This window comes from Streptomyces sp. NPDC104381, from assembly GCF_055583745.1.
This window is the reverse complement of the sequence record NZ_JBVJNK010000001.1, coordinates 641,974-657,084: the sequence shown is the minus strand read 5'-3', so window position 1 is coordinate 657,084 and position 15,111 is coordinate 641,974. Positions and strand designations below refer to the sequence as shown.

The 15,111-nt window shown below is 70.9% G+C and carries 13 protein-coding genes; 6 read left to right on the top strand and 7 right to left on the bottom strand.

Annotation, left to right across the window (positions count from 1 at the left end):
- Positions 1-4: 4 nt before the first annotated feature.
- Positions 5-2,422 (bottom strand): helix-turn-helix transcriptional regulator, encoded by a 2,418-nt coding sequence (locus tag ACZ607_RS02940; RefSeq protein WP_469731082.1) that lies wholly within the window; start codon positions 2,420-2,422, stop codon positions 5-7.
- A 210-nt stretch (positions 2,423-2,632) separates the two neighbouring features.
- On the opposite strand from ACZ607_RS02940, the gene ACZ607_RS02935 reads away from it, so the two are divergent.
- The 3 genes from ACZ607_RS02935 (at position 2,633) to ACZ607_RS02925 (ending at position 5,371) form a co-directional block, all read left to right on the top strand.
- Positions 2,633-3,718 (top strand): alpha/beta hydrolase, encoded by a 1,086-nt coding sequence (locus ACZ607_RS02935; RefSeq protein WP_469731080.1) that lies wholly within the window; start codon positions 2,633-2,635, stop codon positions 3,716-3,718.
- Positions 3,719-3,778: 60 nt separating this feature from the next.
- Complete coding sequence (locus ACZ607_RS02930) at positions 3,779-4,957, top strand: serine hydrolase domain-containing protein (protein ID WP_469731078.1); 1,179 nt, start codon at positions 3,779-3,781, stop codon at positions 4,955-4,957.
- Positions 4,958-5,137: 180 nt separating this feature from the next.
- The gene (locus ACZ607_RS02925) at positions 5,138-5,371 is read left to right on the top strand and encodes a hypothetical protein (protein ID WP_469731076.1); all 234 of its coding nucleotides are present in this window, start codon (positions 5,138-5,140) and stop codon (positions 5,369-5,371) included.
- 22 nt (positions 5,372-5,393) lie between these two features.
- Here ACZ607_RS02925 and ACZ607_RS02920 read toward each other — a convergent pair whose 3' ends face one another.
- Entirely contained in the window at positions 5,394-6,026 is a 633-nt protein-coding gene (locus tag ACZ607_RS02920; RefSeq protein WP_469731074.1) for a TetR/AcrR family transcriptional regulator, read from the bottom strand.
- A gap of 125 nt (positions 6,027-6,151) precedes the next feature.
- Here ACZ607_RS02920 and ACZ607_RS02915 point away from each other — a divergent pair, with 125 nt between their 5' ends.
- Entirely contained in the window at positions 6,152-6,454 is a 303-nt protein-coding gene (locus ACZ607_RS02915) for a hypothetical protein (RefSeq protein ID WP_469731071.1), read from the top strand.
- Positions 6,455-6,524: 70 nt separating this feature from the next.
- On the opposite strand, the gene ACZ607_RS02910 is transcribed toward ACZ607_RS02915, so the two are convergent.
- The 5 genes from ACZ607_RS02910 to ACZ607_RS02890 form a co-directional block, all read right to left on the bottom strand.
- Complete coding sequence (locus ACZ607_RS02910; protein WP_469731069.1) at positions 6,525-7,583, bottom strand: LacI family DNA-binding transcriptional regulator; 1,059 nt, start codon at positions 7,581-7,583, stop codon at positions 6,525-6,527.
- Positions 7,568-9,295, bottom strand: coding sequence for a glycoside hydrolase family 13 protein (locus ACZ607_RS02905; protein WP_469731067.1), 1,728 nt, complete (start codon positions 9,293-9,295; stop codon positions 7,568-7,570). The genes ACZ607_RS02910 and ACZ607_RS02905 overlap by 16 nt, the downstream gene beginning before the upstream one ends.
- A gap of 130 nt (positions 9,296-9,425) precedes the next feature.
- Positions 9,426-10,304 carry a sugar ABC transporter permease gene (locus tag ACZ607_RS02900; protein WP_469731066.1) on the bottom strand — a complete coding sequence of 293 codons (879 nt, stop codon included), beginning with the start codon at positions 10,302-10,304 and terminating at the stop codon, positions 9,426-9,428.
- Positions 10,301-11,317, bottom strand: a complete 1,017-nt coding sequence (locus ACZ607_RS02895; RefSeq protein WP_469731064.1) for a carbohydrate ABC transporter permease — start codon at positions 11,315-11,317, stop codon at positions 10,301-10,303. The genes ACZ607_RS02900 and ACZ607_RS02895 overlap by 4 nt, the downstream gene beginning before the upstream one ends.
- 21 nt (positions 11,318-11,338) lie before the next feature.
- Positions 11,339-12,610: an extracellular solute-binding protein gene (locus tag ACZ607_RS02890; RefSeq protein ID WP_469731062.1), complete on the bottom strand. Its 1,272-nt coding sequence runs from the start codon at positions 12,608-12,610 to the stop codon at positions 11,339-11,341.
- A 360-nt stretch (positions 12,611-12,970) separates the two neighbouring features.
- Here ACZ607_RS02890 and ACZ607_RS02885 point away from each other — a divergent pair, with 360 nt between their 5' ends.
- Both ACZ607_RS02885 and ACZ607_RS02880 read left to right on the top strand, forming a co-directional pair.
- Positions 12,971-14,014 carry a LacI family DNA-binding transcriptional regulator gene (locus tag ACZ607_RS02885; protein WP_469731060.1) on the top strand — a complete coding sequence of 348 codons (1,044 nt, stop codon included), beginning with the start codon at positions 12,971-12,973 and terminating at the stop codon, positions 14,012-14,014.
- Positions 14,015-14,090: 76 nt separating this feature from the next.
- On the top strand, positions 14,091-15,083 hold the full coding sequence (locus tag ACZ607_RS02880; RefSeq protein ID WP_469731058.1) for a phosphatase PAP2 family protein: 993 nt from the start codon (positions 14,091-14,093) through the stop codon (positions 15,081-15,083).
- Positions 15,084-15,111: the final 28 nt, after the last annotated feature.

The following is a 15,111-nucleotide window of genomic DNA, read 5'->3' as shown; positions in this document are numbered from 1 at the left end:
CTCGTCAGGTGCGCGGCGCCTCGTAGGCGCGGGCGAGGTGTTGCTGGAGGCGGATGTGCCGGAACTGGTACACGGCGCCGGCCTGCCGGAGCACCCCCCGGCGGTAGGCGTCGTCGAGGAAGGCGGCCGTGTCCCACGGCAGTCTGCGCGTCAGCGGCAACCAGAACCGGGCCACCGTCAGCCACTGCCCCCATGCCGTGAAGGCGAGCACGTACGCCGCCGAGCCGCCCAGCCCGCCGACCGCCCCCAGGAGCAGAGCCGCTCCCAGCGGCCACACCATCGTCCAGTCCATCAGCTGCTGGAGCAGGGCGACGACGACGTATCCGCAGAGAACGAGGCCTGCGGTGACGGCGACGGCGAGCACGAGGAACTGCCGGGTGGCGGTCCCCCGGTTGACGGACAGCAGGCGCATCGGCGTGGCCGCGGCGGCGATGTCCACCGGGGCCTCGAAGGCCGCGACGAGACCGAGGGTCAGTCCGGCCGTCAGACCGAAGATCAGCCCCAGGGCCAGCGCGTCATGGATCGCCGCACTGATCACGTCCGACTGCCGGAAGTTTCCGGCCAGCACACGGAACAGCGCGTTCGCCCAGGCCTGCGCCACCCCCAGTACGGAGCCGCCCAGCAGCCCGACGCCGAAGCGCGTGAGCATCTCGCGGGCCGGTCTGTGTTCGACCCGGGGGGCCACGGCCGTCAGCCTGAGGCGTACCTGGGTCGGTACGGCCACGGCTCGGCCCACCGCGGCCAGGACGCACTGGGCGAGGCCGAAGACGACCGCGGAGCACAGCCCGAAGACCGTGACCTCCAGCATCGCCGACGTCTGCACGGAGGGGATGTACCCGATGGAGACGCCGAAAAGTATCACCAGCCAGTTGGCCACGAACATGCACAGCCCGCCGAGCAGCGCGGTGTGCAGGACGCGCATCGGCAGCCGTACGGACGAGCCGAGCCGCCACCAGGCGAGGTCCCGCTCCTCGTGGGCACCGGTGGTCAGGCTGTGGGCGAGGTAGCCGAGCCAGCGTTCGGCCCGGTCGGGGTCGCGGTTGTGCCGGCCGGGAGCGGGGTCGGCCCGTTCGGGGGTGCGGTGCCGGTAGACCGTGGGCACGAAGTTCGCCAGCAGATGTTCCTCGAGGCGGCGCCCGGTGGGAAAGCGTGCGGTGTCGAGCAGTTCGGCGGGGTCGTTGCCGGGCACCTCGCTGTACATCGTCCGCGCCAGGGTGACCATCAGGGGCGTTCCGAGGACCTGTGCGAGCTGGATGCTCGCCGGGGTGCCGGGTGACCGCAGTTCGTCCAGGACGGCGCCCCACACCCCGGTGGCGTCGCCGCTTCCCAGGGAGTCGCCGAGTCGGTCGGTCCGGGGCAGGTACGCGGCCAGATCGTCGACGGTCAGGTCGGCGAGTTCGACGCAGGCCGCCAGCACCAGCGGTGCGTGCACCTCACGGACCGCCCGGGCGTACTCGCCCCGCCGGCTGGTCAGGACCAGCGGGTGGGAGGTGGCGTTGAGCGCGTCCAGCGCGGGGCCGCGCAGGGCTTCGGCGAGCTCGTCGAAGCCGTCCAGGACGGGCAGGATCAGATCGGAGTCGACGAGTTCGGCGGCGAGCGTCGCACCCTCGGGAGTCGTACGGGCCAGATGCGGGTGGTCCCGTAGGAGATGGTCGACGAGCAGGTCGCGCGGTGTGACGGTCAGCGGGTCCCAGGAACCGATGCTGAGGATGACCGGCACCCGGAGGGAGGAGCCCGGGGCCGCGAGGAGTTCGAGGACGAACTTGATGGCCAGGATGGACTTCCCCGAGCCGGCCCGGCCGAGAATGACCAGCCGCCGGGACTCGACGCTCCGGTAGGTGTCGGCGATGGTCCGCAGATCGCCGTCGAGGTCCAGTTCCCGGGCGGGGGCCCCCGGCTGGAGGCGCTGGATGTTCTCCGGACGGTCCATCAGGACCGCGGGGGCCGGCTGATATCGCACGGGCAGCGGGAACGGGTCGTGGACGCGGCGGTGTTTCTCCTCCCGCTGCCAGCGTCGGCCGACCTCGCGGGCCAGTGAGGCGGCGGCGTCCACGAGTGGACCGGCCGGTACCTGCGGCTGCGGCTGCGGCTGGACCACGGGTGCCGGGTCGTCCCCCGGCCGACCGGTGGGTGCCGGATGTCCGGGCTGCGCGGCGGGCCCCGGTTCCCCCCGCGCACCGGTGGACATCAGCGGCACCTCGGCCTGGTCGGCGGGCGCCGGCGGTGTCCCGTCCAGGGTCGCGGTGAGCCACCGCCACTCCTCCGGCTCCACGTTCAGGACTTCCGCCACCTTCTGCAACGTCCTCAGCCGGTGCTCGGGAAGTCTGCCGTTCTCCAGCCGGCCGATCGTGCTGACGCTGACCTCGGCCCGCTCCGCCAGCTGCTCCTGGGTGAGACCGGCGCGTTTGCGCAGCTGACGCATGCGCGTCCCTAACTCATGGGTCACTCCGGGCTCTCACCTTCCATGGACGCCGGTACCCCCCGAGCGTATCGAGACGACCGGTCACGGATGACCGGTCACAGATGACCTCCCCCTGACCTGCACATGCCCTGTTCTCCGGACCCGGTGGGCCGCATCGTGATCGTGCCGGCCGACCCCACCGCCGGCCGTCTCGTACGAGGGAGCACCGGATTGAGATCCCCATCGACCCACCGCCGCCTCGCCGGCGTCCTGTTCGCCGCGGCACTGCTGCCGGTCGTGTCCGTGGGACCGGCCGCCCGGGCGGACACACCGGCCGTCCCCGGCATCGACTTCACGGACGGCTTCGGCCTGAGCCGGGTCGCCGACGCCACCGAGGTGCACTCCGGCACCGACTTCACGATCACCGTCACCACACCGGAGGTGGCCGGCCCGCACCGCATCCGGATCTTCCTCCCCAGCGGGTACGCCGACGATCCCGGCCGGCGATGGCCGGTGACGTACTTCCTCCACGGAGGCGGCGGCAACGTGGACGACGCGGCCGCCGCCCCGGCCCTGCACTCCGACGCCATGATCACCGTGGTCCCCGACGGAGGCCTCAAGGGCTGGTACGCCGACTGGTACATGCAGAACACCGCCGTGGGGGCGGCCAACTGGGAGACCTTCCACCTCGAACAGGTCGTCCCGTACATCGACGCCAACCTGCGCACCCTCCCCGACCGCGACCACCGGGCCGTGACCGGGCTGTCCATGGGCGGATCCGGCGCGCTCCACTACGCCCAGGCCAGGCCCGACCTCTTCGGCCACACCGCCTCCCTCTCCGGCGGGATCGACTTCTCCATGGCCACGTTCCGCGCGGCCGTGCTCGCCACCGAGCTCGACCTGCCGGGCGCCTGGTGCGCGCTCAGCACATCGGCCGGCCAGAAGTGCCCGACCTACGGACCGTACGTCGACAGCGATGCGGTCTTCGGCTCGCCGTACGCGGTCCTGGGCGCGGACCACCGCTGGAACGCCTACGACCCCGCCGCCCCGGCCAACCTGTCCGAGTTCGAGCACACCGGGGTCACCCTCTACACCGGAAACCAGGGCCTGATCGACGCCAACACGGCGTCGGCCGCCCACACGGTCAAGAACCGCCTGGACCAGCTCGGCATCCCCGGCCGGCTCGTCGACTACGGCAACGGCGCCTCCCTGTCGCCCCGGTGCGACGGCAGCCACACGTACAGCTGCTGGGGCCCCGCCTACGCGGACTACATCCCGCGCCTGGAAGCCGCCTTCGAGGCCGCCACGAACAACTGATCCCGCAGGACCGGCACGGACCCGACCGAGCACGCCCCTTCTCCGAGGAACGGACACCGCATGACCATCAGGAACTCCAGGAACTCCAGGAACACGATGAAACTGGCCTCACTCGTCGGCGCCGTGTGCGCGACGGTGCTGACGCTGTCCGGCCCGGCGGCTCACGCCGCCACCGCCGGGTCCGACCACCCCGACACGCTCGCCGCGCTGAAGGCCTTCCAGGCGGCGGCGGGGCCCGGCGCCGCCGTCCACGCCGGAAACGGCACCGAGTCCTGGACCCTGTCGACGGGTACGGGGACCATCAACGCCGACCGGCCGATCAAGGCCGACGAATACCTCCGCATCGGTAGTCAGACCAAGACCTTCACAGCGGTGGTGGTGCTCCAACTCGTCGAGGAGGGCCGCGTCTCCCTGGACACGCCGATCGACGACTACCTGCCGGGTGTCGTCACCGGCAACGGCTACGACGGCACCCGCATCACCGTGCGCCACCTGCTCCAGCACACCGGCGGCCTCGGCGCCTACACCCCCTCCCCCGGGCTGAAGACGCCTCCGTCGAACCCGGACGGCACCTTCAGCCTGTCGACGCTGGTGCGGTACGCGCTGGACGCCTCGCCCCCGGTCTCCGCCCCCGGTGAGGGCTTCACCTACTCCAACACCGACTACTACGTCCTCGGGATGCTCGTCGAGAAACTGACGGGGCAGCCGGTGCACAAGGCCGTGACCGAGCGCGTCATCGAACCGCTCGGCCTGCCCCACACCCGCTTCCCCGCCCCCGGCGACCGCACCCTTCCCACGCCCGCCGTCAACGGCTACCACGGCGTCCGGGTGGGCCCCCTCTACGTCTGGACGCCGGCCGTCACGTACGACCCCTCGCTGTTCAGCAGCGCGGGCTCCATGATCTCCACGCTGGAGGACCTGAGCGCCTTCTACCAGGCGCTCGACGACGGAAAGGTCCTCTCCGCGAAGAGCGTGGCCGAGATGCGCACCGCACGGCAGGTGGGCACCGACACGGGGTACGGCCTGGGCCTCCAGACGTTCGACCCCTCCTGCGGCGGTACGGCACGGGGGCACTCCGGTGGTGTCCCGGGCTACCAGACCTTCACCCTGACCATGGACGACGGCCGCTACGTCTCCCTCGTCACCAACCTGCTGGTGCAGGTCGGCCAGCACCCGGACGCGCAGCTACGGAAGCTGCTGGACACCGCGCTCTACGAGGACGTGCCGCAGCGCGACTGACGCCGGTACCACGGCGTCCCCGCGTGGTGTCGCCGTCGCCGCACGGTGGCACCACCGCCCGACGTGGCCGGTGTGCACGTTCGTCGCCCGCGTCCCCCGGGACGCGGCCGGCGCAACGGGGGAGCGCACACCGGCCACCCGTCCAGCCTCCCTTACCTCGTACAGCACCAAGGAGTTGCCATGGCACACCGGTACCGGTGCGGCGAATGCAGGTTCGCCACCCGGTGGACCACCGAATCCGAGGTCGGCGATCTCGCGGCGGCCCACTACGCCGAACGTCATCCCCGGCTCGCCCTCGGCGGCATCGTGGAGATCAACCAGAAGAACCCCAACGCGTTCCCGTACCTGACGGTGCTCGGGATCGCCCTCGTCCTGCTCGTGATCGTCGTGGCCTGCCGGCGCCAGGGCGTCTGAGAGCAGTGCCGCCCGCCGCCGCTCAGACGGTTCTGTTCGCGCCCGTGGGACCGGCGCCGTGTGCGGTCAGCCGCCGGACCAGCAGGACCAGGGCGTCGCGGTCCGACGCCGGACGGGGGTCCGGGGTCGAGGCCAGGAGCAGGCGGGCGACCTGGGGCAGCATGAACCAGGCGTTGACGAGGGCGATCACCGCGTACATCAGTCGGGCGGGGTCGGCGTCCCGGGTCAGGGCGCCCGCGTCCTGGGCGGCGGCGACGGCCCGGACCTTCTCGGCGTAGTGGGTGGCCCGTTCGGCCTCCGCGGCGAGGGCCCCGTCCGCCTCTCCCGTGCCCTGTTGCAGGCCCTCCCAGGTCAGCAGCCGGGCGAAGTGCGGGTGGGCCCGGTGGTAGTCGTGGACACGGCCGGCGTAGTCCCCGAGGTCCTCGGCCTGCTCGGCGGAGAGCGGGACGGCCGCGGCCAGCCTGGCCAGTTCGGAGGCGAGGACCGCGCCGAAGAGCTGGTCCTTGTTGCCGAAGTACTGGTAGATCCGCTCCTTGTTCACCCCCGCCCGCGTCGCGACCCGGGCGACGCGGGCGCCCTGCGGGCCGTGTTCGGCGAACTCCTCGACGGCGGCGTCGAGAAGGAGCTGTCTGGTGCGTGCGGTGTCCCAGGCCATGACCCCACGATACCCCGACTCCAACCAGACGGTTGGACATCGGAACGCGACCGTGCCAAACTCCAACCATCCGGTTGGGGATGAGGTCCCCGGCCGTACGCCCACGAGCCGGAAGGACCCACCCCATGACCACGCTCACCGCCGCCACCGCCGTGCCCGCCGCCGCGACAGCGACCGAGGCGGCCCCGCAGGCCGTGCCGTCCGTGCACCGCCGCGCCCTGCTCACCTGGCTGGCCGTTTACCCGACCATCACGGCCGCCTTCCTGCTCCTGGGCCCCTGGACCGCGCATCTGCCGCTGGCGCTGCGCACGCTGGTCATGACGGCGATCGTCGTCCCCGCAGCCGTCTACGTCCTCGTCCCGGCCCTGCTGAAGGCCAACCACAGGGCCACCGCCGCGCTCGGCTCGGGCCGCAAGGGCGCCGCGTGAGCCCTCGACGCGCGGCGGGGCCGGGTCCCCCCTCCGGACCCGGCCCCGCACTCACCCGCCACGCGCCCGGTCAGGCGCCCCGCGCCGCCGCCGTCGAGCCGCGTACCACCAGCTCCGGCTGGAACACGTACTCCGTGCGCTGCACGGGGCTTCCGGCGATCTCCTCCAGCAGTGCCCCCACCGCAGCGGCCGCCATCGCCTGCACCGGCTGGCGCACCGTGGTCAGGGGCGGGTCGGTGAAGGCGATCAGCTGGGAGTCGTCGAAGCCGACGACGGAAACGTCACGCGGGACGTCCAGGCCCCTCCCCCGGGCCGCCCTGACCACGCCGAGGGCCATCAGGTCGCTGCCGCAGACGATGCCGGTGCAGCCGCGGTCGAGCAGGGCGCCGGCCGCGACCTGGCCGCCCTCGACACCGAACAGCGTGGAGCACACCAGGAGTTCGGCCTCCTCGCGGTCCATGCCCAGGACCGAGACGGCCGCGTCGACGAAGCCGTCGGCCTTGCGCCGGGAGGGCACGTAGCGCTGCGGTCCGATCGCCAGGCCGATCCGCCGGTGCCCGAGCTCGGCGAGATGGCTGACGGCCATGCGTACGGCGGCCTGGTCGTCGGGCGAGACGAACGGGGCGCTGATGCGCTCGTTGTAGCCGTTGATCAGGACGAACGGCACGCCGCGCTCGGTGAGCGCCGCGTACCGCGCCGGGTCGGCCGAGGTGTCGGCGTGCAGCCCGGACAGGAACACGATGCCGCCCACACCCCGCTCGACGAGCTGTTCGACGAGCTCGTCCTCCGTCGCGCCGCCGGGCAGTTGGGTGCAGAGCACGGGCGTGTAGCCGTGCCCCGCCAGCACCTGCTCCACGGACTGGGCGAACGCGGGGAAGATCGGGTTGGTGAGTTCGGGCGTCACCAGTCCGATGAGTCCGGCGCTGCGCTGCCGCAGCCGTACGGGCCGTTCGTAACCGAGGATGTCGAGCGCCGCGAGCACCCGCTGACGCGTGGTGTCCGCGACGCCCGGCTTCCCGTTCAGCACCCGGCTGACGGTGGCCTCGCTGACCGAGGCCTGGCCGGCGATGTCGGAGAGCCGCAGCGCCGGTCCGGTCCTGGGTGCGGGGACGGTCACACCGTCCACCACACCGTGGTGTCGGCGGGCAGCTCGACGACGGTGCCGTCCACGGTCACCGGGCCGCTGGCGAGCAGCGCGGTGCCGGGGGCGGGGATCCGCACGGGGGCGCCCGTCGTGTTGACGGTGCAGACGAAGCCGGGGCGGCCGAGAGCGAGCACGCCCTCGGGGGCGTCCAGCCACTCGACGTCGGTGCCCGCGCCGAGGCCCGGGTGTGCGCGCCGGGCGGCGATCGCGGCGCGGTACAGCTCCAGGGTGGAGCCCTCCGTGCCGGCCTGCGCCTCGATGGAGTACGAGCCCCAGCTGTCGGGCTGCGGAAGCCAGCTGCCCCCGCTGCCGAAGCCGTACGAGCTGCCCTCACGGGTCCACGGGATCGGGACACGGCACCCGTCGCGGAAGCCGTCCTGGCCCTCGGCGCGGAAGAACGACGGGTCCTGGCGGGCCTCGTCGGGCAGGTCGGTGACGTCGGGCAGGCCGAGCTCCTCGCCCTGGTAGACGTAGGCGGAGCCGGGCAGGGCCAGCATCAGCAGGGTCGCCGCGCGGGCCCGGCGCAGGCCGAGTGCGCCGTCGCCGGGGGTACGGATCTGGGTGCCCAGGCCCGGCGGGTTGGCGAAGCGGGTGGTGTGGCGGGTGACGTCGTGGTTGGAGAGCACCCAGGTGGTGGGGGCGCCCACCGGACGCATCGCGTCGAGCGAGGAGTCGATGACCTCACGCAGCTCGGCGGCGTCCCAGGCGGTCGACAGGTACTGGAAGTTGAAGGCCTGGTGCATCTCGTCGGGGCGTACGTAGTTGGCGGTGCGCTCGACGGTGGGCGTCCACGCCTCGGCGACGAGGATCCGCCCGCCCGTCGCCCACCGCCGCCCTTCCGACGAAGGCCCCTCGGGCCCCTTGTTCTCGGGGTACTCGTCGAGGATCGTGCGCCAGCTGCGGTAGATCGCGTGCACACCGTCCTGGTCGAAGAACGGCATGACATCGTTGCCCAGCAGCTTCAGCTGGTCGTGCGATCCGAGGTCCGGGAGGCCCTCCGCCTTGACGAGGCCGTGCGCGACGTCGACGCGGAAGCCGTCGACGCCCATGTCCAGCCAGAAGCGCAGGATGGAGCGGAACTCGTCGGCGACGGCCGGGTGCTCCCAGTTGAAGTCGGGCTGCTCGGGGGCGAAGAGGTGCAGGTACCAGTCGCCGGGGGTGCCGTCGGGGTTCGTGGTACGGGTCCAGGCGGGGCCGCCGAAGATGGACTCCCAGTCGTTGGGCGGGAGTTCGCCGTCGGTGCCCTTGCCGGGGCGGAAGTGGTAGCGCTCGCGCAGGGCCGAGCCGGGGCCCTCGGCGAGGGCGCGCTTGAACCACTCGTGCTGGTCGGAGGAGTGGTTGGGCACCAGGTCGACGATGATGCGCAGGCCCAGGTCGTGGGCCTCACGGATCAGCCCGTCGGCGTCGTGGAGCGTGCCGAACATCGGGTCGATCGCCCGGTAGTCGGCGACGTCGTAGCCGGCGTCGGCCTGCGGCGACGCGTAGAAGGGGCTGAGCCAGACGGCGTCCACACCGAGGTCCCGGAGGTACGGGAGCCGCGCGGTGACACCCGCGAGGTCCCCCATGCCGTCGCCGTTGCCGTCGGCGAAGCTGCGCGGGTACACCTGGTAGATCACCGCGTCCTGCCACCAGCCGGTGGGGTGGCCCGGGGCGTCGGCGGACGTGCCGGTGGAGGGGGCAGCGAGGTGCTGGGTCATGTCGTCCCTGGGGTGTCTGGGTGGGGAGCGGCGCCGGGACCGGGTCGGGGATCCGGCGCCGCCCTGACGGGTGCGGTCGTACGGTCGTGCGGGGCTGTGCGTCGGCCCATGACGCGTCAGCTCATGACGCTCAGCCCTTGACGGCTCCGGCGGACATGCCGGTGACCAGGTGCTTCTGCGCGAAGAGGAAGACCAGGGCGGCCGGGATCGCGATGAGCACGGACGCGGCGGTCATCGGGCCCCACTGGGCGCCGTACTGGTTGACGAACTTCTGGAGTCCGCCGGCGAGCGTGAGGTTCTCGTCACCGACCATGAAGGCGGAGGCGTACGCCACTTCGCCCCAGGCGGTGATGAAGGAGTAGAAGGCGGTGACGGCGAGGCCGGGCTTGGCGAGCGGCAGGATGAGCCGCCAGAACGTGCCGAACGGGGTGAGCCCGTCGACCTGGCCCGACTCGTCGATCTCGCGCGGGATCGTGTCGAAGAAGCCCTTCATCATCCAGGCGCAGAAGGGCACCGAGATGGTGAGGTAGGTGATGACGAGGCCGGCCGGCTGGTTGAGCAGGCCCATCGTCGACATGATGTTGTAGATCGGCACGATGAGGACGGCGACCGGGAACATCTGGGTGACGAGCAGGGTCCACATCAGGCCGCGCTTGCCGGGGAAGCGGAAGCGGCTGACGGCGTAGCCGGTGGTGGCGGAGACGAACACACCGATGACGGTGGAGAGCCCCGCGACGATCACGGAGTTCGCGAACCAGCTCAGGAACTCGGTGTCCTTGATCAGGTTCGTGTAGTTCTCGAACGTCGTCTCTTTGAAGAAGCTCGTGGTCGACGCGTACTTCGCGGGCTTCAGCGAGGTCAGCAGGACCCACAGCACCGGGAAGACCGCGATCACCGAGGTGACGATCAGGGTGAGGTGCAGGGCCAGGGAAGCGGCGGGTGAACGCTCGCCGCGCCTGCGGACCTTGCGGGCGCCGTGGCGGGCGGGGGTTGCCGTAGCGGTGGTCACCAGTTGTCTCCCTGCGTGCGGAGCACTCGCCGGTACACCATGGCGAAGAGCATCAGGAGTACGAGGATCAGCACGCCCCAGGTGGAGGACTGCGCGAAGTCGCGCGGGCTGATCTCGAAGGAGAATTTGTAGGCCTGGGTCACCAGGATCTGGGTGGCCTCACCGGGTCCGCCGCGGGTCAGCAGGAAGATCACCGGGAACATGTTGAAGGTCCAGATGGTGGAGAGCAGGACCACCGTGGTGGAGACCGGGCGCAGTCCGGGGAGCGTGACGTGGCGGAAGCGCTGCCAGGCGGTGGCTCCGTCCATCTCCGCGGCCTCGTACTGCTCGGAGGGGATCGACTGGAGTCCGCCGAGCAGGGCGACCATCATGAACGGCACACCGAGCCAGACGTTGACGGCGATCACGGAGAACTTGGCCCAGGCGGGGTCGTTCAGCCAGGGTATGCCGTCGATCCCGGCACCGCCGAGGATCTTGTTCAGCAGGCCGTTGTTCTCGTTGTAGAGGAAGCGCCAGGCGAAGACCGAGACGAAGCCGGGGATCGCCCAGGGCAGGATCAGCGCCATGCGGTAGGCGGAGCGGCCGACGATCCTGCGGTTGAGGATGTTGGCGAGGGCCATGCCCAGGCAGAAGGTGATGGTCACACAGGAGACCGTCCACACCAGGGTCCAGCCGAGCGTGCCGAGGAACTGGTTGCCGGTCAGGGCGTCGGCGTAGTTGTCCAGGCCCACGAACTCGTACGTGGCGGGCATCTTGTTCACGCCGATGGACCGGGCGACGTTGCGCTCGTCGGCGTCGGTCATCGACAGCCAGATGCCGCGGACCAGCGGGTAGCCGATGATCACGCCGATCACGAGCACGACGGGGGCGACCATGGTCCAGGCGTACCAGTGGACCGAGAGGGCGCGCCGGAGCCGGCTCGGTGGAGCGGATTTACCAGTACCGCGGCTCCGGCCGCGGGCGACGTCGTCGCCCGCGGCCTTCGCCACCGACTGGCTGGTGTGGACAGCCATCAGTCGGCCTGCCTTCCTGAGTTACTTCCAGCCCTTGAGGAGCTTGCGGTAGGAGTCGCCGGTCGCCTTGGCGGCCTTCTCCGGTGTGGTCTGGCCGGTGAGGACCTTGGTGTACTCGACGTTCAGCGGGGCGAAGAGGCTGCCGGTCTCAGGGATCCAGGGGCGCTCGACCGAGCTCTCGACGACGGGCTTGAAGAACTGGACGATCTCGCTGTCCACGGCCTCCTTCTTGGAGTACGCGGAGGTGCGGGTCGGCAGCAGGTTGAGCTCACCGGCGGTCTGCGCCTGCGCCTCGACCGAGGTCATGTACTCGACGAAGGCGTAGGAGGCGTCGAGGTTCTTGGAGCCCGCGTAGACACCGAGGTTGTGGCCGCCCTGCGGGGCGCCCTGCGCGGCGGAACCGGCCGGCACCGTGGAGATGCCGAGGTTCGCCTTGTCGGTGAACTGCTTGCCGGTCAGCGTGTCGGCCACGGCCCAGGGGCCGTTGATCATCATCGCGACGTCGCCGTTCTTGAACGCCGACATCATGTTCTCCCAGCCGTCCGTGGCGTCGGTCTTCGCCGCCCCGGATTCGACGAGGTCCTTCACGACGCCGAAGGCCTTGACGCCCTCGGCGTTGTCCACGGTGACGGTCTTCGAGTCGGCGTCGACCAGGTCGCCGCCCTCGCCGTAGAGGAAGGAGAGGAAGTAGTACGAGTCGTCGCCGCGCAGGTAGAGGCCGGTCTTGCCGGTCTTGTCCTTGATCTTCTTCGCGACGGTCTTCAGGTCGGCGATCTTCGCGGGCGGCTCGACGCCGGCGTCCGCGAACATCTTCTTGTTGTAGAAGATGCCCATGGAGTCGATGACCTGCGGGACGGCGTACGTCTTGCCCTTGTACTTCGTCGACGCGGCGGCCTGCTTGAGGAAGTCGTCCTGGTCCTTCAGCGCCGCGGTGCCGTCCAGCGGGGCGAGGTAGCCGAGGTCGGCGAACTCGGGGGTCCAGGCGACCTCGGAGCGGATGACGTCGGGGGCGCCGGAGCCGGCCTGGGCCGCGTTCTTGAACTTGTTCTGCGCCTCACCGAAGGGGACGCTGACGTACTTGACGTCGACCTTCGGGTGCTTCTTCTCGAAACCCTCGGCGATCTTCTTGAAGACCTTGTCCTCGCTGCCGACGTTCGAGGTGTCCCACCACGTCACCGTGCCGGAGAGCTCGCCCGAGCTCTTGCTCCCGCCGGTCTCGTCGTCGCTTCCGCACGCGGTCGCCGCGAGCGCCAGGGTCGCGACCAGGGCGGTGGCCGTTATGCCACGTCGCATCTGAACTCCTTCAACTGCCGTACCGCTCCGTCGCGGCGCCGGGTCGACGTGAACGTAACAAGGATGAAAGACGACCGAAAGACCTTGCGGAAGATTTCTGCAAGCGCTGCTGATCGTTACATTGGCGTGTCCGCAAGGTTGCCGTCAAGCCTCTTGACGGCGGCCCGTTCTCCCTGCCCGTGCCTGGCCAGGCACGCCCTGGCGGCGGTACGACCATCCGACCGGGACGGCCGTACGAGGCCCGCAAGGGCTTGCAAGATGTTGCTGCCCGGAGGCCGCCGGCCGGTGAACGCCGGGACGGACTGCCCGGATCCCGCGCATGGTGGGCAATCCGACACGCGCCCGGTACAGTCCATTGCCATGACCGCACGGCTTGCCGATATCGCAACTCAGGCGGGGGTCAGCGAAGCGACGGTCAGCCGCGTACTGAACGGCAAGCCCGGTGTCGCTGCGGCCACCCGTGAATCCGTCCTCGCGGCGCTCGACGTCCTCGGGTACGAACGGCCCGTCCGGCTGCGCCGGCGCAGCGCCGGTTTGGTCGGCCTGATCACGCCGGAGCTGGAGAACCCGATCTTCCCCGCGCTGGCCCAGGTCATCGGCCAGGCGCTCACCAGGCAGGGCTACACGCCGGTGCTGGCGACGCAGACGCCGGGCGGCTCCACCGAGGACGAGCTCACCGAGATGCTCGTCGACCGGGGCGTCTCCGGGATCATCTTCGTCTCCGGACTGCACGCCGACACCTCCGCCGACATGCAGCGCTACGAGCAACTGCGCGCCCAGGGCGTCCCCTTCGTGCTGGTCAACGGCTTCTCGCCCAAGGTGCAGGCCCCGTTCATCTCCCCCGACGACCGGGCGGCGATGCGGCTGGCGGTGACGCACCTGGTGGCGCTGGGGCATCAGCGCATCGGTCTGGCGGTCGGACCCAAGCGTTTCGTGCCGGTGCTCCGCAAGATCGAGGGGTTCCACGCCACGATGCGGGAGCAGCTGGATCTCACCGCCGACGCCGTGGAGGAGTTGATCCAGCACTCCCTGTACACGCTGGAGGGCGGCCAGGCCGCCGCGTCGGCGCTGATGGAACGCGGCTGCACCGCGGTGGTGTGCGCGAGCGACATGATGGCGCTCGGTGCGATCCGGGCGGCCCGCCGGCTGGGGAAGGAGGTGCCGCGCGATCTCTCGGTCGTCGGGTACGACGACTCGCCCCTCATAGCCTTCACCGACCCGCCGCTGACGACGATCCGGCAGCCGGTCACGGCGATGGGCCAGGCTGCGGTGCGCACCCTGCTGGAGGAGATCGGCGGCACGCCCGCTCCGCACAGCGAGTTCGTGTTCATGCCCGAACTGGTCGTACGCGGTTCAACCGCCTCGGGTCCGGGCCCTTCCCCGGCGCCCGGCACCGCCCGGTGACGCACTGAATGTGCGACCGGAACCCGACCGGAGGATCATCGGGCGGAGGGGGACGTATCTGGCAGACTCTGCGCCTATGGGTGAATCGCACGTGACCACACAGGAAGACCGCACGGCGGCCACCCCGTCACCCGTAGCGGACGGGAGGACGGTGTCCGGTTCGACACGAGCGACGGCCCTGTCACGCGTGCGCCGCGTGCGCCCCACCCTCCGTTCGCTGCGCTCCCCGCGCCGCCCGCGCCTGTGGTTCGAGATCCTTCTGATCGCGGTCAGTTACTGGCTCTACTCGCTGGTGCGCAACGCCGTTCCCGAGCAGAAGGCCGAGGCCCTGCGGAACGCCGACTGGATCTGGTCCCTGGAGCACACCTTCGGCCTCGCCTTCGAGGAGACCGTCAACCGGGCCGTCAACTCGGTGACATGGCTCATCGTGTCGATGAACTACTACTACGCGACGCTGCACTTCATCGTGACCATCGGTGTGCTCATCTGGCTCTTCCGCCGCCATCCCGGCCGTTACGCGGCCGCCCGCCTGATCCTCTTCGCCACCACGGCGGTGGCCCTCCTCGGCTACTACGTCTTCCCGCTGGCGCCGCCCCGGCTGATGCGCGGCGGCGGCTTCATCGACACGGTGATGCTGCACCAGACGTGGGGCTCGATGGCCTCGGGCAACTTCAAGCACATGTCCAACCAGTACGCGGCGATGCCGTCGATGCACATCGGCTGGTCCCTGTGGTGCGGTCTGACCATCTGCGTCCTGGCGACCGCCCCCTGGGCCCGCATCCTGGGCGCGCTGTACCCGGTGGCCACGCTGGTCGTGATCGTGGCGACGGCGAACCACTTCTGGCTGGACGCGGTGGGCGGGATGGCCTGCCTGGCGTTCGGCGTCGCCCTCTCCTACGCCTGGTACGGGTCGCTGCCGCACCGGCTGCCGAAGCGGGTCCAGCGCCCCGGCCCGGCCCGTCTGCGCGCCTTGCGCAGGGCTCCCGCCCGGGCGCCCGGACCGGTGCGCGAGGAGGAGCCGTCCCGGGCCGGGGCCGGCGTGCGGGGCTCGGACCCGTCCGGCGACTGAGCGGCCGAGGGCCCGGGCGACGGGCCCT